Origin of the sequence: Streptomyces sp. WM4235, assembly GCF_001279725.1 — a bacterium.
In the GTDB taxonomy this organism is placed as follows: domain Bacteria; phylum Actinomycetota; class Actinomycetes; order Streptomycetales; family Streptomycetaceae; genus Streptomyces.
In genome coordinates, this window is sequence record NZ_LGDE01000463.1 from 1 (window position 1) to 22,382 (window position 22,382).

At 73.9% G+C, this 22,382-nt stretch carries 22 protein-coding genes and 7 tRNA genes; 17 read left to right on the forward strand and 12 right to left on the reverse strand.

The window, feature by feature from the left end:
- The 3 genes from cobT to ADK55_RS33355 form a co-directional block, all read left to right on the forward strand.
- The coding region (gene cobT, locus ADK55_RS33345) for a nicotinate-nucleotide--dimethylbenzimidazole phosphoribosyltransferase (RefSeq protein ID WP_234350362.1) at positions 1-2,211 on the forward strand (2,211 nt) is incomplete at its 5' end.
- 266 nt (positions 2,212-2,477) lie between these two features.
- Positions 2,478-3,695, forward strand: coding sequence for a uroporphyrinogen-III C-methyltransferase (cobA, locus tag ADK55_RS33350; RefSeq protein ID WP_053684369.1), 1,218 nt, complete (start codon positions 2,478-2,480; stop codon positions 3,693-3,695).
- A 43-nt stretch (positions 3,696-3,738) separates the two neighbouring features.
- A complete protein-coding gene (locus ADK55_RS33355; RefSeq protein ID WP_053684371.1) occupies positions 3,739-4,569 on the forward strand; it encodes a TrmH family RNA methyltransferase in 831 nt (276 codons plus the stop codon).
- Between the two features lie 39 nt (positions 4,570-4,608).
- On the opposite strand, the gene ADK55_RS33360 is transcribed toward ADK55_RS33355, so the two are convergent.
- A complete protein-coding gene (locus ADK55_RS33360; RefSeq protein ID WP_053684402.1) occupies positions 4,609-5,757 on the reverse strand; it encodes a serine/threonine-protein kinase in 1,149 nt (382 codons plus the stop codon).
- Positions 5,758-6,309: 552 nt separating this feature from the next.
- Here ADK55_RS33360 and ADK55_RS33365 point away from each other — a divergent pair.
- The 4 genes from ADK55_RS33365 (at position 6,310) to ADK55_RS33380 (ending at position 8,480) form a co-directional block, all read left to right on the forward strand.
- Entirely contained in the window at positions 6,310-6,495 is a 186-nt protein-coding gene (locus tag ADK55_RS33365; protein WP_053684373.1) for a hypothetical protein, read from the forward strand.
- 315 nt (positions 6,496-6,810) lie between these two features.
- Positions 6,811-7,107, forward strand: a complete 297-nt coding sequence (locus ADK55_RS33370; protein WP_053684375.1) for a hypothetical protein — start codon at positions 6,811-6,813, stop codon at positions 7,105-7,107.
- A complete protein-coding gene (locus ADK55_RS33375) occupies positions 7,095-8,090 on the forward strand; it encodes a phosphotransferase (RefSeq protein ID WP_053684377.1) in 996 nt (331 codons plus the stop codon). The genes ADK55_RS33370 and ADK55_RS33375 overlap by 13 nt, the downstream gene beginning before the upstream one ends.
- 66 nt (positions 8,091-8,156) lie before the next feature.
- Positions 8,157-8,480, forward strand: a complete 324-nt coding sequence (locus ADK55_RS33380; protein ID WP_053684379.1) for a zf-TFIIB domain-containing protein — start codon at positions 8,157-8,159, stop codon at positions 8,478-8,480.
- A 118-nt stretch (positions 8,481-8,598) separates the two neighbouring features.
- Here the strand turns inward: ADK55_RS33380 and ADK55_RS33385 are convergent.
- The 5 genes from ADK55_RS33385 to ADK55_RS33405 all read right to left on the reverse strand — a co-directional run bounded on the left by ADK55_RS33385 (position 8,599) and on the right by ADK55_RS33405 (position 9,076).
- Positions 8,599-8,673: transfer RNA gene (locus ADK55_RS33385), tRNA-Val, on the reverse strand.
- A 50-nt stretch (positions 8,674-8,723) separates the two neighbouring features.
- Positions 8,724-8,795 (reverse strand) — tRNA-Val (locus ADK55_RS33390).
- A 19-nt stretch (positions 8,796-8,814) separates the two neighbouring features.
- Positions 8,815-8,886 (reverse strand) — tRNA-Val (locus ADK55_RS33395).
- Between the two features lies 1 nt (position 8,887).
- Positions 8,888-8,961: transfer RNA gene (locus ADK55_RS33400), tRNA-Cys, on the reverse strand.
- Between the two features lie 42 nt (positions 8,962-9,003).
- A tRNA-Gly gene (locus tag ADK55_RS33405) sits at positions 9,004-9,076 on the reverse strand.
- 180 nt (positions 9,077-9,256) lie between these two features.
- Between ADK55_RS33405 and ADK55_RS33410 the strand changes: the two genes are divergently transcribed.
- From ADK55_RS33410 to ADK55_RS33420, 3 genes are read left to right on the forward strand one after another with little or no spacing between them, the layout of a single operon-like run.
- A complete protein-coding gene (locus ADK55_RS33410; protein WP_053684381.1) occupies positions 9,257-10,324 on the forward strand; it encodes a chorismate-binding protein in 1,068 nt (355 codons plus the stop codon).
- Complete coding sequence (locus tag ADK55_RS33415; protein WP_053684383.1) at positions 10,321-11,139, forward strand: aminotransferase class IV; 819 nt, start codon at positions 10,321-10,323, stop codon at positions 11,137-11,139. Before ADK55_RS33410 ends, ADK55_RS33415 begins: the two co-directional genes overlap by 4 nt.
- 55 nt (positions 11,140-11,194) lie before the next feature.
- Positions 11,195-12,019: a GNAT family N-acetyltransferase gene (locus ADK55_RS33420; RefSeq protein WP_053684385.1), complete on the forward strand. Its 825-nt coding sequence runs from the start codon at positions 11,195-11,197 to the stop codon at positions 12,017-12,019.
- Positions 12,020-12,031: 12 nt separating this feature from the next.
- Here ADK55_RS33420 and ADK55_RS33425 read toward each other — a convergent pair whose 3' ends face one another.
- Positions 12,032-12,556, reverse strand: a complete 525-nt coding sequence (locus tag ADK55_RS33425) for a DsbA family protein (protein WP_078999733.1) — start codon at positions 12,554-12,556, stop codon at positions 12,032-12,034.
- 196 nt (positions 12,557-12,752) lie between these two features.
- Here ADK55_RS33425 and ADK55_RS33430 point away from each other — a divergent pair, with 196 nt between their 5' ends.
- Both ADK55_RS33430 and ADK55_RS39385 read left to right on the forward strand, forming a co-directional pair.
- Positions 12,753-13,202, forward strand: coding sequence for a hypothetical protein (locus tag ADK55_RS33430; RefSeq protein WP_053684389.1), 450 nt, complete (start codon positions 12,753-12,755; stop codon positions 13,200-13,202).
- A gap of 130 nt (positions 13,203-13,332) precedes the next feature.
- Entirely contained in the window at positions 13,333-13,509 is a 177-nt protein-coding gene (locus tag ADK55_RS39385) for a hypothetical protein (RefSeq protein WP_199826695.1), read from the forward strand.
- Here the strand turns inward: ADK55_RS39385 and ADK55_RS33435 are convergent.
- Both ADK55_RS33435 and ADK55_RS33440 read right to left on the reverse strand, forming a co-directional pair.
- Entirely contained in the window at positions 13,450-14,070 is a 621-nt protein-coding gene (locus ADK55_RS33435) for a CGNR zinc finger domain-containing protein (RefSeq protein ID WP_053684391.1), read from the reverse strand. The two genes, ADK55_RS39385 and ADK55_RS33435, sit on opposite strands and share 60 nt — an antisense overlap.
- 199 nt (positions 14,071-14,269) lie before the next feature.
- Positions 14,270-14,683 (reverse strand): SsgA family sporulation/cell division regulator, encoded by a 414-nt coding sequence (locus tag ADK55_RS33440; RefSeq protein WP_030011909.1) that lies wholly within the window; start codon positions 14,681-14,683, stop codon positions 14,270-14,272.
- Between the two features lie 177 nt (positions 14,684-14,860).
- Between ADK55_RS33440 and ADK55_RS33445 the strand changes: the two genes are divergently transcribed.
- Together ADK55_RS33445 and ADK55_RS33450 are read left to right on the forward strand one after the other, a co-directional pair.
- Complete coding sequence (locus ADK55_RS33445; protein ID WP_053684394.1) at positions 14,861-15,298, forward strand: TIGR02611 family protein; 438 nt, start codon at positions 14,861-14,863, stop codon at positions 15,296-15,298.
- A gap of 56 nt (positions 15,299-15,354) precedes the next feature.
- Positions 15,355-15,426: transfer RNA gene (locus tag ADK55_RS33450), tRNA-Val, on the forward strand.
- A gap of 59 nt (positions 15,427-15,485) precedes the next feature.
- Here the strand turns inward: ADK55_RS33450 and ADK55_RS33455 are convergent.
- On the reverse strand, positions 15,486-17,813 hold the full coding sequence (locus ADK55_RS33455) for an SCO7613 C-terminal domain-containing membrane protein (protein WP_053684395.1): 2,328 nt from the start codon (positions 17,811-17,813) through the stop codon (positions 15,486-15,488).
- 172 nt (positions 17,814-17,985) lie between these two features.
- On the opposite strand from ADK55_RS33455, the gene ADK55_RS33460 reads away from it, so the two are divergent.
- Positions 17,986-18,057 (forward strand) — tRNA-Val (locus ADK55_RS33460).
- A gap of 52 nt (positions 18,058-18,109) precedes the next feature.
- On the opposite strand, the gene ADK55_RS33465 is transcribed toward ADK55_RS33460, so the two are convergent.
- The gene (locus ADK55_RS33465; RefSeq protein WP_053684397.1) at positions 18,110-18,835 is read right to left on the reverse strand and encodes a 3'-5' exonuclease; all 726 of its coding nucleotides are present in this window, start codon (positions 18,833-18,835) and stop codon (positions 18,110-18,112) included.
- A 206-nt stretch (positions 18,836-19,041) separates the two neighbouring features.
- On the opposite strand from ADK55_RS33465, the gene ADK55_RS33470 reads away from it, so the two are divergent.
- The gene (locus ADK55_RS33470; protein WP_053684399.1) at positions 19,042-19,632 is read left to right on the forward strand and encodes a DUF4365 domain-containing protein; all 591 of its coding nucleotides are present in this window, start codon (positions 19,042-19,044) and stop codon (positions 19,630-19,632) included.
- Positions 19,632-20,849 carry a hypothetical protein gene (locus ADK55_RS33475; RefSeq protein WP_053684401.1) on the forward strand — a complete coding sequence of 406 codons (1,218 nt, stop codon included), beginning with the start codon at positions 19,632-19,634 and terminating at the stop codon, positions 20,847-20,849. The genes ADK55_RS33470 and ADK55_RS33475 overlap by 1 nt, the downstream gene beginning before the upstream one ends.
- On the opposite strand, the gene ADK55_RS33480 is transcribed toward ADK55_RS33475, so the two are convergent.
- The gene (locus ADK55_RS33480; protein ID WP_053684404.1) at positions 20,846-22,231 is read right to left on the reverse strand and encodes a carotenoid oxygenase family protein; all 1,386 of its coding nucleotides are present in this window, start codon (positions 22,229-22,231) and stop codon (positions 20,846-20,848) included. The genes ADK55_RS33475 and ADK55_RS33480 overlap by 4 nt on opposite strands.
- Positions 22,232-22,382 lie beyond the last annotated feature (151 nt).

Below are 22,382 nucleotides of genomic sequence, written 5' to 3' on the forward strand. Positions count from 1 at the left end.
GTCGAGCCCCCGCCCGTGGTGGTGGAGGCCGCCCCCGAGATCCCGCAGCCCGTCGAGGCCGCGCCGCCGGCCGCGCCCGAGCCCCCCGAGGGCGCCGTGGCGCCGGCCGACCCGCAGCCGCTGCCCGCCGAGGACGCGGAGAACGAAGAAGCCGTGGCGGCGCCGGCCGGGCCCCAGGCGGTCGAGCAGGCGCCGGTGGAAGCCCCCGCCCCCGCCGAAACCGTCGTCACGACCGAGGCACCGGACCAGCCCGAGGCCCCCGAGGCTCCGGTCGAGCCCGCGCGGCCCGAGGCCCCCGCCGAGCCCGCCGCCCCCGCCGAACAGCCGGAGCCGGACACGGCCGCCGCACACCCCGTCGAGCCCGCCCACCCCGTCGCGGTCGCGCCCGAGGAGGCCCCGGAGACCCCCGCGGCCCCGGCGGCCGCCGAACCCGTCGAGGTCGAGGTGCCCGAACCCCTCGCCGCCGCCCCCGTCGGCGAGCCGGCCCCCGCCGGCTACGACGAGGCCGAGCGCGACGCCATCCAGCGGGTCATGCGCGAACGCCGCGACATCCGCAAGGGCTTCCGCTCCGACCCGATCCCGCACGAGGTGCTGCTGCGCGTCCTGGAGGCGGCCCACACCGCCCCCAGCGTCGGCCACTCCCAGCCCTGGGACTTCGTCGTCATCAGGTCCGCCGAGACCCGCCGGACGATGCACGAACTCGCCCAGCGCCAGCGCGAGGCCTACGCCAAGTCCCTCCCCAAGGGCCGGGCCAAGCAGTTCAAGGAACTCAAGATCGAGGCCATCCTCGACACCCCGGTGAACATCGTCGTCACCGCCGACCCGACCCGCGGCGGTCGCCACACCCTCGGCCGGCACACGCAGCCGCAGATGGCCCCGTACTCCTCGGCCCTCGCCGTCGAGAACCTCTGGCTCGCCGCCCGCGCCGAGGGCATCGGCGTCGGCTGGGTCAGCTTCTTCGACGAGCGCGAGATGGTCCGCGAGCTGGGCCTGCCGGAGCACCTGGAGGTCGTCGCCTACCTGTGCGTCGGCTACGTCGACGAGTTCCCCGAGGAGCCCGAGCTGGCGCAGGCCGGCTGGTCCCAGCGCCGGCCGCTCGCCTGGGTCGTCCACGAGGAGACGTACGGACGCCGCGCGCTGCCCGGCGCGGAGCCGCACGACCTGCTCTCCGAGACGGTCGCCGGCATCCGCCCGCTCGACGCGAAGGCGCTCGGCGAGGCCTGGGAGCGACAGAAGCGCATGACCAAGCCCGCCGGGGCCCTGGGCATGCTCGAAATCATCTCCGCTCAGCTCGCCGGCCTGTCGCGGGTCTGCCCGCCCCCGATCCCGGAGCCCGCGGCCGTCGCGATCTTCGCCGGCGACCACGGGGTGCACGCCCAGGGCGTGACCCCCTGGCCGCAGGAGGTCACCACGCAGATGGTGGCCAACTTCCTCGGCGGCGGAGCCGTCTGCAACGCCTTCGCCAACCAGGTGGGCGCCGAGGTCTGCGTCATCGACGTCGGTGTCGCCGGGGACCTCCCCGCCACTCCCGGGCTCCTGCCGCGCAAGGTCCGACCGGGCACCGCAGACATGTCCGTCGGTCCGGCGATGACCCGCGAAGAGGCCATCGCGGCCATCGAGGTCGGCATCGAGACCGCCCGCGACCTGGTCGCCGCCGGCAACAAGGCACTGCTCACCGGCGAGATGGGCATCGCGAACACCACCGTGTCGGCGGCGCTGATCTCGGTGTTCACCGGGGTGGACCCGGGCGAGGTCACCGGACGCGGCACCGGCATCAACGACGAGACGCACGCCCGCAAGGTCGAGGTCGTACGGCGCGCCCTGGAACTCCACCAGCCCGACCCGGCCGACCCGATCGGCGTCCTGGCGGCCATCGGCGGCCTGGAGCACGCGGCGATCGTCGGACTCCTGCTCGGCGGGGCCTCGCTCCGTACGCCGGTCATCCTGGACGGCGTGAGCGCCGGAGCGGCCGCCCTGGTCGCCCGGGCCATCGCCCCGGAGGCCCTGTCGGCGTGCATCGCGGGCCACCGCAGCGCGGAGCCGGGCCATGTGGCCGCCCTGAACAAGCTGGGCCTGCGTCCCCTGGTCGACCTGGACCTCCGTCTCGGCGAGGGCACGGGCGCCCTGCTGGCCCTGCCCCTGGTGCAGAGCGCGGCCCGCGCGATGCACGAGGTCGCCACGTTCGACTCGGCGGGCGTCACCGAGAAGTAGCCGGCCCGGCCGGGGAGCGGCCCGTCCCCGGCTCCGGAGCCCCGCCCGGGGCGCCGGGGCCGGTCCGCCCCCGGCCCGGTCGGCCCCCGCCGGGCCCACCCGCGCGGTCCCGATGCGGCCCCGCCCCGCAGCCCCGGGCACCGGCCCCCGGAAGGACCGGTCGGCGACCGGGTCGTATCGTGGACCCGGGCACACCACACCCCGCCCCACCAGCCGCTTCAGCGCCGCAGCGGCCCTCACCCCGCCGCATCAGGAGCCGCACCGCCATGGCACATCCCGCCTACCCCGTAGGACTCCGCCTGGCCGGCCGCCGCGTCGTCGTCATCGGCGGTGGCCAAGTCGCCCAGCGACGCCTCCCCGCACTCATCGCCGCCGGGGCCGACGTCCTGCTCGTCTCCCCGTCCGCCACGCCCTCCGTGGACGCCATGGCGGAGACCGGCGAGATCCGCTGGGAGCGCCGCCGCTACCAGGACGGCGATCTCGCCGGCGCCTGGTACGCCCTGATCGCCACCCAGAACCGCGAGGACAACGAGCGGGCCTCCGCCGAGGCCGAGCGGGAGCGCGTCTGGTGCGTGCGCGCCGACGACGCCTCCGCGGCCACCGCCTGGACCCCGGCCACCGGCCGTGTCGAGGGCGTCACCGTCGCCGTGCTGACCGGCAACGACCCCCGCCGGTCCGCCTCCGTCCGCGACGCGATCGTGGAGGGCCTGCGCGAGGGCACCCTCGCCGCTCCCGGCCACCGACACCGGTCCGCCCCCGGCGTGGCCCTCGTCGGCGGCGGTCCCGGCGACCCCGACCTGATCACCGTGCGCGGTCGCCGGCTGCTCGCCGAGGCCGACGTGGTCATCGCGGACCGGCTCGGCCCCCGCGACCTGCTCGACGAACTGCCGCCGCACGTCGAGGTCATCGACGCCGCGAAGATCCCGTACGGCCGCTTCATGGCCCAGGAGGCCATCAACAACGCCCTCGTCGAGCACGCCAAGGCCGGCAAGGCCGTGGTCCGGCTCAAGGGCGGGGACCCGTACGTCTTCGGCCGCGGCATGGAGGAACTCCAGGCCCTCGCGGAGGCCGGCATCCCCTGCACCGTCGTGCCGGGCATCTCCAGCTCCATCTCCGTCCCCGGCGCGGCCGGCATCCCGGTCACCCACCGCGGCGTGGCACACGAGTTCACCGTCGTCAGCGGCCATGTCGGCCCCGACGACCCGCGCTCGCTCGTGGACTGGGCCTCCCTCGCCAAGCTCACCGGCACCCTGGTGATCCTCATGGGCGTCGACAAGATCGGCCTGATCGCCGAGGCCCTGATCCGCCACGGCCGCCCCGGCGACACCCCCGTCGCGGTTGTCCAGGAGGGCACCACCGCCGCCCAACGCCGGGTCGACGCCACCCTCGCCACGGTCGGGGAGACGGTGCGCGCCGAGGAGATCCGCCCGCCCGCGGTCATCGTGATCGGCGCGGTCGTCGCGGTTCACACCCCCAGCGCCTGACCGGGCCGTTGGCACCACACCCAGGACAAGGCAGTATCACCCTGTGGCAGATCTCATCACCGTCGAAGACCCCGACGACCCCCGCCTGCGCGATTACACGGGCCTGACCGACGTCGAACTGAGACGTCGACGAGAACCCGCCGAAGGCCTCTTCATCGCCGAGGGCGAGAAGGTCATCAGACGGGCCAAGGACGCCGGTTACGAGATGCGTTCGATGCTGTTGTCCGCCAAGTGGGTCGACGTCATGCGCGACGTCATCGACGAACTCCCGGCCCCCGTCTACGCGGTCACCCCCGAGCTCGCCGAACGCGTCACCGGCTACCACGTGCACCGCGGCGCCCTGGCCTCGATGCAGCGCAAGCCGCTGCCGACCGCCGAGGAACTGCTCGCGCAGGAGTCGACGGGGCAGCGGATCGGCGTGTTCGAGGGGTTCGTCGACCACGCCAACCTGGGCGCCGCCTTCCGCAGCGCCGCCGCCCTCGGCATCAGCGCCATACTGCTCTCCCCGGACTGCGCGGACCCGCTGTACCGGCGTGCCATCAAGGTCTCGATGGGCTCGGTCTTCTCGGTGCCGTACGCGCGCCTGGACCAGTGGCCCGCCGACCTGGAGAAGGTCCGCGAAGCGGGCTACCGGATCCTCGCCATGACGCCGAGCGAGAAGGCCACCCCGTTGGACCAGGTGCCGCCGGAGCGGTTCGCCCGCTCCGCGATCATGCTCGGTTCGGAGGGGCACGGCCTGTCGACGTACGCCCTGCGGGCCGCCGACGAGTGGGTGCGCATCCCCATGGCCGAGGGCATCGACTCGCTCAACGTGGCGGCGGCCTCCGCCGTCGCCTTCTACGCGACCCGCCCGCCCGTGTCCCCGCAGGCGTAGCGCCCGGGGTTCCGCGGGCCAGGGCTCCGCTGGACCCCGCTACAGCTTCTGCGCGGCCGCGATCCCCAGCGCCACGACCAGCGTCACCACGATGAACACGATCAGCCGCTGCCGCATCAGCTTCGGGTCCGGCCGCGACGGCCGCCGACCCGTCCCCGTCGTCCGCGGCGCCGGCCGCCCGCCCGTACGGCCCGCCGTGGAGCCCGGGTTGCGGGGGGACGAGGGCCGCGAGTGCGGCCCGCTGTGCGGCCCCGTCGCCCGGGGGATCGTGTTGCCGCCCGTACGCTCGGTCCGCTGGTCCACGTACTCCTCGGCGGGCGAGCGCTCCGTACGGCGCTGCGCGGGCGGCCGGGCCTCGCCCAGCCCCTGCGCCTCGCGCGCCGCGATCTCCTTCAGCCGCATCGACAGCTGGAGGGTGCTCGGCCGCTCCTCGGGATCCTTGGCGAGGCAGGCCCGCACGAGCGGCGCGAGCGCGTCCGGAACACCCTGGAGGTGGGGCTCCTCGTGCACCACCCGGTACAACATGACCTCGGAACTGCCGTGCCCGAAGGGCGAGTCGGCGGTCGCCGCGTAGGCGAGGGTGGCGCCCAGGGAGAACACGTCGGTCGCGGGGGTGACGGCCGCCCCGCGCACCTGCTCGGGCGCGAGGAAGCCGGGGGAGCCGACGGCGGTGCCCACATGGGTGAGGGTGCTCGCCCCGGTGGCCCACGCGATCCCGAAGTCGATGATCCGCGGCCCCTTGGGGGACAGAAGAATGTTCGAGGGCTTGAGGTCGCGGTGGACGACGCCGGCCTCGTGCACGGCGACCAGGCCCTCCGACAGCGCGGCGCCGATGGCGGCGATCTGCGCGGCCGTGAGCGGACCCTCCTCGGCCACCTTGTCGTGCAGGGAGGGACCCGGAACGTACTGGGTCGCGAACCAGGGCCGCTCGGCCTCCAGGTCGGCGGCGACCAGCCGCGCCGTGCACCCGCCCCGGATCCGCCGCGCGGCGGACACCTCGCGGGCGAAACGGGAGCGGAACTCCTGGTCCTCGGCCAGATCCGGCCGGATGACCTTGAGCGCGACACGCTGTCCGCGCCGGTCGGAGCCCAGGTAGACCACGCCCATGCCGCCGGCGCCGAGCCGCCGGTGCAGCCTGAACGAACCGACGACACGCGGGTCCTCGCGCCGGAGCCGCATCATCGCCATGTCCACCCCGCTGCCCGGTCGTCCTGCTGACGTGCCACAGCTTACGGACCATCCGCCATCGGCGCTCAGAGGCCGCGCCCTCGCCGGGAGATTCGATTGTCAGTGCGGGGCAAGCCACTTGAGGGTTGTTCAGGTGAAGCCCCGGTACTTCGTCCCGTGGGCCGCCGGATGCCCAAACGGCCGTACCGGCAAGGGGATTGGCCCCGTACCGGGCCGATCCGGCGGCCGTGCCGGAGTGGATCACGCACGGAGTCGCCGCCGGCTTGATCCACACCACGCGGGAGGACACACGTGTGCGGGGAGTGACGGAAGTGAGCGAAGTCACTACCCTCCGGTCATCCCCTCCGGGATGACCCTCACGGCGGAGAGTCGGTCTCCACCCAGGGGAGTAGTCGGGGGGTGACCCCGTCATCCTCCTGGAGGCCTGCCAATGGGTACGGAGGCATGAGGCCAGGCGCCCGACGGCCGCCTAGTGTTGAAGACAAGCGGCGGGTGGCGCACTCGTCCCCCGAGGTCACAAGCCCGCCGCTGCCAAACGACAGGGAGAGGGCCATGGCGGACATCGCACGGCAGGGACGCAAGGCATTCGCGTTCAACGGCCATGAGTCCGGCAAGCGGCACCCACTGGTGGCCGCCGCCATGGTCCTCCCCCTGGCCGCCGTCCTGCTCTTCGTCTTCGGAGGATTTGACCAGGTGGCGGCACAGGCGTCGTCCGTGGGCGCGATGCTGGGGCGCTGAGCGGCGCCCCGGGTCCGGGAGAGCGGCCCGGGCCGGGACATCGGCCTGTCGAACCCCGTGGGGACGGGGGCGCGACGGACGGCAGGTGAAGGGTGCTGCCCGTACGACTGGGGAGTCGGACGGGCAGCACCCTTTCTCACGTGCCCACTCATGCGTCGTCCCACGCGGCACCACGCGACTTTCACGCGACCGGCCCCGCCGACGAGCGGGACACGGGCTCGCTCCGGACGCCCACACCCGCACCCGAGTCCGTAACCTCCTCCTGGGACCGCGGTCGCGCCCGGCGGCGGCGGGGCGACACCGGAGCCGGCCACCATGACCCAGGACGACACCACCTGGCGCCTGATGCGCGAGGACGTGCTGCTCGGCACGATCACCGTCGAGGACACCGACTTCCCCTGGATGTACGGCCGCTTCACCGCCGAGCCCGCCTTCGCCGAGGTGAAGCCGTGGTTCGACGCCGTCCGGGAGACGATGGCCGCCGAGGTCTACGACCAACGGTTCGACGCCGCCTACGCCCCCATCGCGCGGACGCTGACCCTCGTCTCCCCCTCGGGTCCGGTGGCGGACTTCCTGCTCCACATCGACGGGACGACCGCATGGTTTCGCTGAACGACCGGCCGGCGGGCCTGCCCGCGGCCCTCGCCGCGTACGCGGCGACCGTGTGGCCCGACACCCCGCCCCACGCGTACGTCCTCCTCGCCGACCGGGACGACGGCACCGTCGTGCGCTGCGGCGCCGCCGTGGTCAAGGCGCACGCCGAGGACACCGACCGGGGTGGTCTCGCCGTACGGATGCGGATCGCGGGGGAGCGGGCACTGGCCGAGGTGTTGCTGCCGCCGCTGTCCGTGGAGGCCGGGCACGTCCTACGACGCCCCGTCTCGCTGTGGCCGTACGGAGCCCCGGTGGATCCCGCGCGCCCCGAGGACGCCCCGTGGGAGGAGGTGGCCCGCCTGCTGGCGGCCCTCCACCGCGTCCCCGTGCACACGCTCCCCGGACCGGTTCCCCCGATGCGCGGCCCGGCCAAGGTCGCCCGCGCCCTGCGCCGCCTCGCCGAGGCCCTGCCCGACGCCGCGCCGCGGGTTCCCCGGGGCGTCCCGGGTCCCGCCGACGCCCGGGCCGTGTGGAAGGCCGCGCGGACCCTGCCCGGGTGGGCGCGCGGGGCGGGGGAGCCGCCCCGCGGCGGGGCCCTGTGCCACGGGGACCTGCACCTCGGGCAACTGGTCCGCTGCCCGGCTCCGGACGGCGCCTGGCGGCTCATCGACGTCGACGACCTCGGGGTCGGCGTCCCCGCCTGGGACCTGGCCCGCCCCGCGGCCTGGTACGCCGCCGGCCTGCTCGCCCCGGAGGACTGGCTGTGTTTCCTCGACGCCTACCGGGCCGCCGGGGGGCCCGCCGCCGGGCCCCCCGGCACCGACCCCTGGCCGGAACTCGACGTCGTCGCCCGGGCCCTGACCGTACAGACCGCCGCCCTCGCACTGGCCAAGGCGGCGGCCGGGAACCGGGACCTCGACGAGGGGGAGCGGCTGATGCTGGACGCCTGTGCCCGAATTTCCGCCCTCCCGCCCGAGTTGGAGCCGCAGCCTCCGTCGTAGGGTGAGCCCCACGCCACCGGGGCGCCCCTCCGGTGGCGACGTACACGGCGAGGAGTTGATCCGGTCATGCAGTGTCCGAAGTGTCACGCGATGATGCACACCTACAACCGCAACGGCGTCCAGATCGAGCAGTGCAGCGGCTGCCGCGGCATCTTCCTCGACTACGGCGAGTTGGAGGCGCTGACCCGCCTGGAGTCCCAGTACACCTCCCAGCAGTACGGCCAGGTCCCGCCGCCCGCCGCGCCGCCCGCCCCCTACCCGGCCCAGCACGGAGCCCCCGCACAGGCGCCGGCCTGGGGCGCCCCGCAGCAGCACGGCGGCTACGGCCACGGCCATGGTCACGGCAAGAACCACCGCAGCGGCTTCGGCCGGATGCTGTTCTCCTCCTGACGCCGCGCGCCGAGTCCGGGGCCCGGTACGCACACGGGCCCCGACCGGCCGGCGACCCCGCGGGCGCACCCGCCACAACGCGGAAGCCCCGACCGTCGAGACGGCCGGGGCTTCCGGATGGTGCGCGATACTGGGATTGAACCAGTGACCTCTTCCGTGTCAGGGAAGCGCTCTCCCGCTGAGCTAATCGCGCGGGAACGGCTTGAAGGCCGTAATTAAAGCACGTGTTGCGATGATACTGCGTGCGCGATACTGGGATTGAACCAGTGACCTCTTCCGTGTCAGGGAAGCGCTCTCCCGCTGAGCTAATCGCGCGGGGATCCTTGCGGATCAGTGGACGATACTGGGATTGAACCAGTGACCTCTTCCGTGTCAGGGAAGCGCTCTCCCGCTGAGCTAATCGTCCTTGGAGGTGGAGACGGGATTTGAACCCGTGTAGACGGCTTTGCAGGCCGTTGCCTCGCCTCTCGGCCACTCCACCATGGAGCCGCAGGGGTTCTCGGGAAGATGATCCCCCACTTCGAGCGGACGACGAGACTCGAACTCGCGACATCCACCTTGGCAAGGTGGTGCTCTACCAACTGAGCTACGTCCGCAGGTCACCGTGTTTGCTCCGGGGTGTTGCCCCTTCGCTCCCTGGCGACGTGTTGAACTCTAGCGGATTCCCCGGCCAGCTCAAAAACGCGTTTCCGCAGCGTGCTGCCGGTCGATCACCGCCGGTCACCCGGCCGTCACCTCACCGGCGGGATCCCGTCACCGGTCATAGACTCGCAGCCGTGCACGACCTGCCCCCCCTGGCCCGCTTCGGCGGCCGCCTCGCGACCGATCTCCGCGATGTCACCAGCGACCCCTCCGCCCTCGACTCCACCGGCTTCTGGGCCGTGGCCGCCGACTTCGAGGGGCGACTGGTCTGCGCGCGGTTCGGTGACGTACGCCCCGACCCCGTTCCCGCGCCGGTGCCCGGCGCCTGGCGGGGTCCCGCCGCCGACGGCTGGGTCTCCTCGCTCGACCGCGCCGCGTACGTGGCCGGCGTCCGGCGCGTGCGCGAGTACATCGCGAAGGGCGAGGTCTACCAGGCGAACCTGTGCCGGGTGATGTCGGCGCCGCTGCCCGACGCGGCCACCGCCGACGTCGACGCCCTCACCGCGCTGCTCGCGCGCGGTAATCCGGCGCCCTACGCAGGAACGATTCGGCTGCCGGCGCGCGGCGTCGAGATCGCGACCGCCTCGCCCGAGCTGTACCTGCGCCGCAGTGGCCGCCACGTGGAGTCGGGCCCGATCAAGGGCACCGGCCGGACGGTGGCCGACCTGCTCCCCAAGGACCACGCCGAGAACGTGATGATCGTGGACCTCGTGCGCAACGACCTCGGCCGCGTCTGCGCCACCGGCTCCATCGCCGTCCCCGCCCTGTGCGAGGTCGAGGAGCACCCCGGGCTGGTCCACCTCGTGTCCACCGTCAGCGGTGAACTCGCCGAGGGCGCGGGCTGGGCGGAGCTGCTCGGGGCGACCTTCCCGCCCGGCTCGGTGACCGGCGCCCCCAAATCCTCCGCGCTGCGGATCATCGAAGAGCTGGAGACCGCCCCGCGCGGCCCCTACTGTGGCGGCATCGGGTGGGTCGACGCCGATCAGGGCACCGCGGAGCTCGCCGTCGGCATCCGGACCTTCTGGATCGACCGCGCGGCAGCGGGCGGACCCCGCCTGTGCTTCGGCACCGGCGCGGGGATCACCTGGGGGTCCGACCCGGACCGGGAATGGGCGGAAACGGAATTGAAGGCCGCCCGGCTGCTCGGCGTCGCCTCCGGCACGCCCGAGAAGCACGGGCTGAGCGCGGGGAGCGTGCGGTGAAGATCTGGCTCGGCGGCACATTGCGGGACGTGGACGACGCGAAGGTGTCGGTGCTCGACCACGGGCTGACCGTGGGGGACGGCGTCTTCGAGACGCTCCGGGCGAGCGAGGGGCAACCCTTCGCGCTCACCCGCCACCTGGACCGGCTGACCCGCTCGGCGCGCGGCCTCGGCCTGCCCGACCCCGACCTCGACGAGGTGCGCCGGGCCTGCGCCGAGGTGCTCAAGTCCAACCCGATGCCGCTCGGCCGGCTGCGGATCACCTACACCGGCGGGGTGTCCCCGCTCGGATCCGATCGCGGCGAGGCGGGTCCCACCCTGATCGTGGCGGTCGGCCCGACGACCCGCCGCCCGGACACCACCGCCGTGATCACCGTGCCGTGGGTGCGCAACGAGCGCTCGGCGGTGACCGGACTGAAGACCACCTCGTACGCCGAGAACGTGGTGGCGCTCGCCCGCGCGCACGCGGCCGGCGCCAGTGAGGCCCTGTTCGGCAACACCGTCGGGCGGCTCTGCGAGGGCACCGGCTCCAACGTCTTCGTGGTCCTCGACGGACAGGCGCACACCCCGCCGGTCTCCTCGGGGTGCCTCGCGGGCATCACCCGGGCCCTGACCGTGCGGTGGATCGGCGCCAAGGAGACCGACCTGCCCCTCGACGCCCTGGAGCACGCCGAGGAGGTCTTCCTGACCTCGACCCTGCGCGACGTGCAGGCCGTCCACCGGATCGACGGCCGAGACCTCGCAGCCCCCGGGCCGGTCACGGCCCGCGCGATGCGGATCTTCGACGAGCAGGCGGGCGCGGACCTCGATCCGTAGCCGCCGTCGGGGACGGGCACTGTCGCGGAGGCCGCACGGCGGGTAGAACTCGACGATGACCACCACCCTGCGGCCGAGCGGGCCGCTTCAGCAGAGCGACGGGGGCGCGCGCTCGCGCCCGTACGAGATCCGCGTCAACAGCAGGCGCGTCGGCGCGCTGACGATCGCCACGGACTCCCCCTTCGGGCCCACCGTCGGAGAGATCCGCGACCTCGCCGTCGACGAGCCCGACCGCCGGCGGGGTCGGGCCACCGTCGCGGCACTCGCCGCGGAGGAGGTGCTGCGGGGCTGGGGCTGCCGTCGGGTCCGCGTGTCGACGCCGGCCGATTCGGCGGGCGGGCAGCGGTTGGCCGAGACCCTCGGGTACGTCGAGTACGGCCGCAACATGGTCAAGGAACTCCCCGCCGAGCCGCCCGCCGTGCGCGAGGGAGTGACCGGCAGGCCCATGACGCCGGCCGAGTACGAGGAGTGGGAGGCCCTCGCCCGCGCGAGCTACGCCGCGCTCTGGGTCGAGCGCGGCATGTCCCCGCAGGCCGCGGCCGCCAAGTCGGAGGCCGACCACGACGCCGACCTGCCCCGGGGACCGACCGGTCCGGGCGTCTCGCTGTCCGTCCTGGAGGCGGACGGCGCCACCGTCGGGACGCTGTGGGTCGCGCGGCGCGACGGGGGAGCGTACGTCTTCGACGTCGAGGTGGCCGAGGAGCACCGAGGGCGCGGCCACGGCCGGGACCTGATGCTGCTCGCCGAGCGCGTCGCCCTCGCCGACGGCCAACGGACCCTGGGGCTGCACGTCTTCACCACCAACACCCCGGCCCGACGGCTCTACGAATCCCTCGGCTACCGCGCGACCCGCTTCAACCTCGCCAAGGACCTGATCTGAGCGAGGGCCCGGTCACGGGGCCAGCAGACGATCGGCGATCTCCTCGATGCGGGCGCGCAGACCGTCCTGGCTCTTGCCGCCGTCGAGGCGCTCGCCGCCGATCACGTACGTCGGTGTGCCGGTCACGCCGATCGCCTTGCCCTCGGCCTGATCGGCGTCGACGATCAGGATGTGCCGCCCGTCGACCAGGGCGGTGTCGAACTCCTCCACGTCCAGCCCGAGTTCGCGTGCCACGTCCAGCAGGACGGGCTCGCCGACCCGGGTGAGTTCCGCGGTGCGGGCCAGTACGGCCTCCACGTACGGCCAGCCCCGGCCCTGCTCCACGGCCTCCTCGGCGGCCTGCGCGGCGGCGAAGGCGTGCTTGTGCTTCTCCAGCGGGAAATGGCGCAGCACGATGTCCAGCCGGTCGCCGTAACGGGCCCGCAGGGCGCGCACGTCGTCCAGGGCGGCGTGGCAGTCGGGGCACTGGAGCTCGCACCACACCTCCAGGACGACGGGGGCGGGAGTGGAGGCGGCGGGGGCGTGGGAATCGGTCATGGGCACAGTCTCCCAGCAGTGTCCGAACCTCCGAGCACCCCACCCACCGGTACCCGCGGACGAGGCGCGACCCCGAGATGTCCCGGAGATCGGCGCGGGATCGGTTCCGGGCGTGGCCTTCGCAGTGCCGCCCGGTGCAGGATGGATAGGGACAGAACGCCCAAGCCTGACAGACAGCTCTGCCCTGGAGGACAGCATGCTTGCCGAGACCATATGTTCCGCGGTGTCCGCGGCGGGCCTGGGCTTGGCCGCGGTGACGGCCTACCGCAAGCGCTTCCTGGCCGCCACCCGGATCGCCGCCTACTCGCTGATCCCCGTGGCCCTGGTGCTGACGGGCGTCGTGGAGTGGGTGTCCGGGATGGTCTTCAAGCCGTCCGTCTGGATCGGCTTCGGGCTCCTGGGCCTGTCCTGGCTGCTCTTCATGACCACCCGCGCCGTCGAACGTCGGGCGCTCGCCAAGGGCGGGAAGCCGCCGAAGGAGCCGAGGGCCGCCAAGGGGCGTCAGGCACCCGAGGCCGTCGCCCCGAACGCCTCCGCGCCCTCCCTCGGCGCCGGCGCGCCCCGACGCGCCGCGGGCCAGGCCCCGGCGGCGCCCGCGGACGACTTCTCCGACATCGAGGCGATCCTCAAGAAGCACGGCATCTGATCCGGCCGGGCGTCCGGCCGCCGGGCGCCCGCCGGCGCGTGTACGAACGGACGGGAACTGACGAACTCCCGCGTGTTCGTTGGCGTGTTGATCGCCGAATCGGGTCGCGCTGCGCGATCATCGCCCCGACATGCTCGACACATCGCAGGGTGAGCCGCAGGCTCCCGCCCCCGTCGCCGAGGCCCCCGTCGCCCCAGAAGGACGTGGTTGTCTCTACGCGCTCTCCCAGCCGCCCTTGATGATCTTCCTAGGGGTGATCGGAACCCTGCTGCTGCTCGCCGCCATGCACGACCTCTTCCTGCTCTGAACCGTGCGCGTCGGCTTCCTTGCGGCGCGCCCGGTACGCCGCCACGTGCAACCGGTTTCCGCAGGTCCGGCTGTCGCAGTAGCGACGCGACCGGTTCCGGGACAGGTCCACGAAGGCGCGCCGACAGTCGGGGGCCTCGCAGCGGCGCAGCCGTTCCTCCTCGCCGGAGACCACGATGAACGCCAGCGCCATGCCGCCGTCCGCGGCCAGGTGGTCACCCAGCGAGGCGCCCGGCGCGAAGTAGTGCACGTGCCAGTCGTAGCCGTCGTGGTCGGTCAGGCGTGGGGTGGTGCCCGCCGTGGCCACCAGTTCGTTGATCTGCGTGGCGGCCGCGCGCGAGTTCGGTGCCGCGAACACCTGGGCGAACTTGCCGCGCACCGTGCGCACCCCGGACAGGTCGCGGGCGCCGAGCTCGCCCACGTCGCTGATCGCGTACTCGCGGACGAATCCGCGCAGTGCGCCCAGATCCGACAGCCCGTCCGTGCGGCCGGGCTCGGCCGCGGTGTTCACCAGCGCGACGACGACGTCGAGCGCGCGACGGGTGTCGTGGGGGATCTGCACGAGGTCTCCCTGTAGGGCGGGCCTGCGACGACGTGCCTGCCGTCACTTGGGGGCCGACTCTAGCGGGTCCTCCGTGAAGCGCACCGGCGCCGCTCTCGCGGTTGGCTTCCGCGAGAACAGCGCCGGCACGACCGTATGTGGTTGTCCGACGCGCACCGTCGCCCCGAGTCGGACGGTGTCGCGCCGGTGTGGGCCTGGCTCAGCTTTCGGCCAGGATGTGGGAGAGCTCCTTGTCGAGGTCGAAGTGCCGGTGCTCGGTCCCGGGTGGGACCGCGGCGTCCGTCCGCTTGAGGAACGACTCGAGTGCTCGGGCGGGTGCTTCGAGCAGCGCTTCTCCCTCCGGTGAGCTCAGGGCGATGCAGACGACGCCCTGACCGTGGCTGCGGGACGGCCAGACGCGGACGTCGCCGGTACCGGTGGGCCGGTGGAGGCCCTCGGCGAGGAGGTCACGGGCGAATACCCATTCGACCGTCTCCTCGGCGCCGGTGTGGAAGGTGGCGTGCACGGCGTAGGGGTCGGCCGTGTCATACCGCAGGCCCGCGGGAACAGGCAGTGAGGACTCGCTCGACACAACGAGGCGCAGGTGCAGCTCGCAGCTGACCGTGGTGTTCATAAGCGCCAGGGCCTTTCGCTCAGTGTGCGCTCGGGGATTCGCACGTCGGCGAAATCGACATGCCACCTACGGTGCCGTTGTAAACCCCTCTGACCGTTTTGCGGACCTCTGGGTCCCTCGAACGGCGGATCCAAACCACCGTTCACGCGTGTATCCGGCTCGGGTAGATTCGGAGGCATGAATACGGGGAGTGACCGCGAGACCCACGAGTCCGCGACCAGCGCGACGGAACCGGACGAGCAGCCGCACGTGTCGAGGGCGCCGGCCTTCGTCAAGGCCCGGCGCGGTCTGCACCTGAGCTGGCAGGTCGGCGTCTTCATCGTCGGCCTGGCCGTCATCGCCGCCGGTGTGGCGATGCTCGTCCTGCCGGGCCCGGGCTGGGTCGCGATCTTCGCGGGCCTGTTCATCTGGGGCACCGAGTTCGCCTGGGCGCAGGTCGTGCTGCGCTGGACGAAGCGCAAGGTGGCCGAGGCGGCCCAGAAGGCCCTCGACCCGAAGGTGCGCCGCCGCAACATCATCCTGACCAGCGTCGGCCTCGTGATCGCCGGCGTGCTGGTCGGCTTCTACCTGTGGAAGTACGGCCTGATGCTGCCGTGGAACATCAAGGACCAGTGATCCGTCCCTGATGGCGGGGAGCACCGCTGACATGCGGTAATGTTTGCGGTGCGTCCGGGCGATTAGCTCAGTGGGAGAGCACTTCGTTCACACCGAAGGGGTCACTGGTTCGAACCCAGTATCGCCCACCCGGACCAGAGGCCCGGAGACTTCACCGTCTCCGGGCCTTCGGCGTTTCCCGGGCGCGTCACCCCAGCCGGCCGAACGCGGCCCGCAGTCGACGGGCGTCGCGCAACCGGCGTTCGTACGTCGCCCCCACCGCCAGCAGCAACAGGCCCGCCAGTGCCGGCGGCAGCCACCTGGGCAGCGCCCCGACGACCTGGACCACGTACGGGGCCAGCTCGTGCAGGGCCACCGCCGCGAGCGTCGCCCCGCCCAGCAGCAGCGGCGCCTGGAGCCGCTGCCGGGCTCCGAGCAGCGTGAGGGCCAGCGAGGCCAGACCCAGCAGCAGCGGTCGCTGCCAGTGCGGGTCGCCCCAGGCCGCGATCAGGGTGGGCAGCAGGGTCGCCACCAGTCCGGGCGCGTAGGCCGTCCAGGACGAGGCGGCCGGATCCCGGCGGCGGCGCATGAAGCCGACCACCAGCGCCGGGACCGTCACGGGCAGCGTGTACGCCTCCGGCCACGCCACCCCGGACGCGCTCAGCCGGACCCAGGTCGCGGCCACGAACAGCGCCCAGGCCGCCCAGCCCAGTCGGCGCCGGTCCGCACGGACCGCCGCGGTCGCGCAGACCACCCCGGCCAGGGCCAGCGCCAGGGCCAGCGCGGGCCGGTCGGGGGCCGCCAGCGCCAGGGCGAGTACCCCCGGCGCGATCGACGCCGCCTCGGCGGGAACCCGTACCGCGCCCCACCGGGGGCCGAAAGCCACCACCGCGGCCGCCACCGCCAGCACCGGCGGCGCCCACCACACCACCGCGAGGTCCGACAACGCGCACAGGGCCGCCGACAGCGCCGTGGCCCAGCCGACGGCGAGCACCGCGGCCCCGGACCGCGCCCACCCGGGCCCGGGCCGGTACGCCGCTCCCGCCGCGCCGGCGGCCGTCAGGGCCCCCAGCACCAGGACCGTGGCCAGTCGGCCGTCCAGCGCCCCCACAGCCACGCTCCCGGCCCCCAGGAGCGCGCATCCGGCGGCCGCGATCCCGACGCCGGAACGGCCGGGCCGGGGCCGCAGCGCGAGCGCCCCCGCGGCCACCGTCACCGACAGCTGCGCCGTGAGCACGGCCGCCACCGGGAACCCGAGCAGCACCGGGGCCGCGAACAGCCCGGCCCAGCCCAGGACCACCGCGAGCACCCCGGGCTCGGGCCGGGCCGGCATCAGCCGGGCCGCCGCGGCGGCCGCACCCGCCGTCACCAGCAGCGTCACCGCCACCGCCGCGCCCGTGGCCGGCCGGTCCACCTCGGGGGTCGTCGCCGCCCACACCTCGCCGAGCACCCGCAGCCGCGCCGCCAGTGACGGGACCACCGACGCCAGGGCCCAGAGCGCCGCCGCCGCGGTCACGCCCAGCCCCGCGCGGGCCAGGCCGCGCCGCACCGCCGCCGGCACCGAGGCCGCCCCCACCGCCGCCGGCAGGGTCAGAGCCAGGGCCGGCGCCAGGTGCGCCGGCACCGCCCAGCCCGTGTCCCACCGCGGGGAGAGCGGGCCGGCCACCGCCACGACCGCGGCCAGACCGCCCGCGAGCGCCGCCGCGGAGGCCCGCGGCACCCGCCAGGCCACCGCCACGCCGAGCGCCGCACCCGCCGCGAGCAACAGCGCCGGAGCCGACGCGCCCGGGGTGGCCGCCGACTCCACCAACCCGACCCCCAGCGCGGCCACGCCCAGCGCGGCCCCCGCCGGCCACGCGGCCCGCGCCCGGGGCACCGTCATCGCCGCGACCACGTCGAGCGCGGCCGTCGCCAGCAACGCCCAACCGAGCCCCACCGGGTCCGCCGCGGAGGCGAGCGCCGCCAGCGGCAGCGGAAGCTGCGCCGCCGCCACGGCGACGGGCAGCGGCAGCCGAAGCCCGGGCGACGCGAACCCGTACCCGGCCCAGAGCGCCGCCAGGACACCGGCCGCCCCCGCCGCGTACGCGGTGCCATCGACCGTCGACATCCCGACGGCGTGCACCACGTACGCGTCCAGCACCGTCAGCAACAGCCCCAGCGCCGCGACCGACTCGGCGGTGGACCGCAGCCCGCGACGCAGCAGCGGCAGCGGCGCGACGAGCGCCCCCACCGTCACCACGGCCAGCACCGCGGCGCGCCCGGCGATGCCGAGAGAGCCCCAGCTGACGAGGGTGAAGGCGAGCGCGGCCACCGAGAGCAGCACGGCGCCCAACGTCAGCAGCACGTTCTGCGCGCCGCGCCCCGAAGCGTCCTTGACCGGGAGCGAGGGCGGTGCGGGCGCCGACGGCCACGGGATCGGGGGCAGCCGCAGCAACCAGTCGCGGCGGGCCGCCAGATGGGCGCGACGGGCGTCGAGACGGGCGAGTTCGCCGTCGATGAGCGCCAGTTCCTCGGCGGGCGACAGGGGCGTGTTCATGCTCGGAGTGTGGTGCCCGTCACGCCGTCGGGACATGGGCGTGCGTACTCAGATCGGCCTGAGTACACCCGGTGCGCGGAACGGGATCGGGCGCCGAGAGCGGCCGGCCCGAGGCCCGACCGGAAGCGGTTTGAACAGACCCCGAGGCTCTTGTATTGTTCAGTCCGTTCCCGGGCGATTAGCTCAGCGGGAGAGCACTTCGTTCACACCGAAGGGGTCACTGGTTCGATCCCAGTATCGCCCACCGGGACAGGCCGGTCCGTCATTGACGGACCGGCCTTCCGCATTCCCGGCCCTCAGGCCGCGGCCCCCAGTTCCGGCCGCAACGGCCAGTGCGGATCCACCGACTCAGGAGTGCCCTGGCGGGCGAACCAGGCCTGGAGCCCCCGCGCCTGCGCCGCGTGCCACACCGCCTGGAGCGTGTGCAGCTCGGCCGGTGTCAGCCGCTCCAGCCGGCCCGCGAACCGGCGCCCGACCGCCCGGACGACCTCCAGCGAGGCCAGGGCGTCGGCCGACGCGTCGTGGGCCCCCTCCAGCTCTATGCCGTAGTGCTCGCACAGGTCCGTCAGCGTCCGGCGACCCTTGCGGTAGCGGTCCAGGTGCTTGTCCAACACCCGCGGATCCAGCACCGTCAGCGGCCGGTTGTCCAGATAGCGCCCCAGTGATGACGCCCGGTGCCGGCGCAACTCCCGGTCCAGCAACGTCAGATCGAAGGGCGCGTTCATCACCACCACCGGCCGGCCCGCCACCTGCTGCTCCGCCAGCGCGCGGGCTATCTCCTCCACCACCGGCGCCGGCCAACGGCCGTGGCGCTGGAGGTGCTCATCGGTCAGACCGTGCACTTCCGTGGCGCCCGGGGGTACCGGGACGCCGGGATTTACCAGCCAGCGGGTGGAGCGGACGCGGCCGCCCGCACACTCCTGCACGACGAGCGCGGCGGACACGATCCGATCCTGCTCGACGTCCACTCCGGTGGTCTCCGTGTCGAATGCGGCCAGCGGGCCCTCGTACCAGCGTGTCATGGCGAACTCCTCGTCCCCGGTCGGCAGGTGGGGCGCACCCGGATCACGCCGCCCTTGCCCGAATCGGTGATACCCGGGCTGTTTGCCCCGTACGCCGTTTGCGACTCGTCTGCTACGGAGACAACTTCCCTGGGGGAACGGACGCATGACCGGTCGTCACCCCGACACCTCACTCTGCGGAGCCCGGAAGGCATGGGGAGCCGGCCATGGCGCTCACACAGCCCGAACCGTTCGGGGTACCACCGGCGCGGATCGGTCCGCGGCCGGACGCGGGAACCGGACCGTTGCGCGGCACCCTCGCCACCACCGCCTGCATGGAGACCCTCCAGGTGGGATACCTGCACGCCGTCGCGGCCGCGGCCGGCTGCTCGCTGTCCCAGCCCTTCCCGGACAACGGCATCGACTGGCACGTCAGCCACGGCGCCCCCGAGCACGTCGTCGACGACGAGGTCACCATCAAGGTGCAGTTGAAGGCGACCTACCAGACACCGCCCCGGCCGGCCGGGGCCACCTTCGGCTTCACCCTCGACAACGAGCACCTCGTGAAGCTGGCGCGCACTCCCGTCGCCGTCCACAAGATCCTCGTGGTGATGCTCGTACCGAGGGAGCGCGAACAGTGGCTGGCCGCCGGACACGACCGGCTCGACCTGCGGCACTGCTGCTACTGGACCAACCTCGCCGGACAGCCCGTGACCGGCCGGCGCCGGACCACCGTACGGATCCCGACCACGCGGATCTTCGACGACCGGGCGCTGTGCGAGATCATGACCCGGGTCGGGTCGGGAGGGACACCTTGATGGAACGGTACTCACCGCGCCCGGAGCCGCTGACGCCCCCGGATCCCACCGCGTACGCGGACGCCGCCACGCCCGATCCCGCGAAGGTCGACCCCGCCGTGCTCGGGGCGCTGCTGCACCGGCACGGCTGGTTGCGACGCGGCGGGGCCGCCGGTCGGTACGGCAGGTGGGCGCCGCCCGGGCACCCCGGCACCAGCCTGCTCGTCCCCGAGAGCCGGACCTTCCCCGACTGCGCGGACCTGCTGGACGAGGCGCTGGCCGCGCTGGCGCACAGCGGGCTGCCCTCGGCCCGGGAGGTGCTGTTCGGGTTGAGCGTGCCGAGCGACGAGATCCGCTGGGAACGGGAGTTCCCCGAGGGGACGTACCCGTCGCAGGGCGCGGAGGCCTGGCCCGTACAGGAACAACTCCGCTCGGCGGCCCGGCAACTGCTGCTCGCCGGCGCCCTGGCGGCGCACGCCCGCGCCGGGTACTACGGGGCGCGTCACCGGGCACAGGCCGAACGGGCCCTGGACGGGGTGCTGGTGGGGCCCTCGCCGGGCGGCCGGCGACTCGCCGCGTACGTCCCGGTGGACGGCGGGCGGGGCATCACCGCCCGGCTGCACCACGCGCTGCACGCCGCCCGCGAGGCGGTGGACTACCGGCGGGCCACCGGCGGCATGGATGCTTTCGACGCGGCGGTGGAGGCCGGCGTCAGCCGGGAACTCGCCGACGCCCTGATCGCCCTCGTCCGCGGCTCGGAAGGGGCCCGGATCGCGTTGGCCTGGGCGCCGGCCGCGGGCGTCCCGGCCGGGTGCGCGGCCCGGCCGGAGGCGGTGGAGTTCTCCCCGGGCGACCTGCCGGTGCTGCGCGAGGCGGCCGCCCGGTACACCCGGGACGAACCGGCGATCCCCGTCCGGTTGGCCGGGGCCGTGGTCCGGATGCGGCGCTCGGCGGCGGGCGGCGGCGGGACGGTACGGCTGCGGGTGCTGTCGGGGGCGGAGGTGCCCTACGTACGGGCCGCCCTGGACGAGGAGTCGTACCGGGTCGCGGGCCACGCCCACTTGGTGGGGCTGCCGGTCCGGGTCAGCGGGCGGCTCCAGCGGCGGGGCGGGTTCCGCAGGCTGACGGACGCGGTGGACGTGCGGCCGGTCCCGCTCGACGAGGTCGAACGGGACCGGCTGATGAAGTCGCTCGACGAGGCCTTCGACCCTTCGGAGGTGCTTCCCTCCGACGACTAGGCGGCTTCTGACTCCGACGCCCGCGCGGTGTCGGGGATCCAGGAGCCGTGGATCTGGGCGGGGACCCGGCGGGGAAGGTGCACGGTGGCGACCGGCGGGAGGGCGAGGTCGGTCGCGTCCAGGACGAGCAACTGCGAGGCGTCGGCGTTCAGATCGCTGACCACGGTCAGCAGGTAGCCGGCGTCCTCGTCGCCGGGGCCCGCGTCGGCGGCCGGCACGAACACGGCCTCGCCGGGCAGTCGGCCGGTACCGAAGGGCAGGACCTGACGTCCGCCGGTGGTGCGGTCGTACTTGACGAGACTGTGGTTGCCGACGCCGAGGTCGTCCGGGAACGACAGGGCGTACTGGTAGCGGTGCTCCCGACCCAGGTAGGCGTCGTTGATGGTGGGGAACTCCACGGTCAGGTCGTCCGTCTGGTCCTCGGTGACCCTCCCGGCGGCCAGGTCGACGGTCCAGCGGCGGCCACGGGAGCCCGAGTTGGGCTCGGCGCCGCGGTCGGGGGCGCCGACCCACCAGTTCCAGGAGCGCTGCCAGCCCGTGCGGCCGACGGTCGGGCCCTCCACGACGATCCGGCCGCGCGCGTCCTCGTAGGCGTTGGCGAAGTGCATTCCGTAGCCGGGGGCGATCTCGAACCAGCGGATGCGGGCCGCGCCGCCCGCGCCCCGGGGCATGACCCCGATCCGGGAGACCTGGTCCTCGCTCCAGCCGTACGGGATGCCGGAGTGCTCGGTGGGGTCGAAGGTCACCGACCCCTCCAGGAAGACGACGTGGTGCGCGGTCAGCGCGAAGTCGTGCTTCAGCGCCGCGCTCGCCCCCGGCACCTCCTGGCTGTCGAGGACCTTTCCGTCGGCCGAGGCCACGTGGTGGATCAGGAACGGGGGGAACGGCGAGGAGGCGAAGAAGTGCAGCTCCCCGGTGACGGGGTCCTCCTTGGGGTGGGCGGTCATCGCCGAGGTCAGTTTGCCGCCGAAGTCGTAGGCGCCCACGGTCTCCAGGTCGGCGGTGAGCTCGAAGGGCAGGGCGGCCTCGCTGAGGGCCAGCAGCCGTCCGGCGTGCTCGATCACGTGGGTGCCGGCGGTGCTCGCGGTCAGGTCGGGGCCGTGTTCGGTCATGTAGGGGGCGCCGTCCAGGGCGGGGGTGCGCACCCACCGGTTGCGGTACCACTCGGCGCGGCCGTCGCGCAGCCGGATGCCGTGCACCATGCCGCTGCCCTTGAACCAGTGGGTGGGGGTGATGCCGGGCTTGGGGTTGTGGCTGTTGCGGAGCAGCCGGCCGGTCAGCTCGGGCGGGAGGGTGCCCTCCACCGTCAGGTCGGTCGCGGTGATCTCGTCGACCACGGGGGCGTAGTGGCCGGTCAGGTAGGGCTTCTTGGCTTCGTTCATCGTCTTCACGTCCTGGCTGGTCTGCACGGTTGGCCTCGGCTTTCGATGGGTGGGGCGGGGCGGGGCGGGGGGGGGGGGTTTGGTTGGGTTTGGGGGGGTTTAGCGGGGTTTGGGGGGGGTTTTGTGGGGGGGGGGGCACTCCTCCAACGGC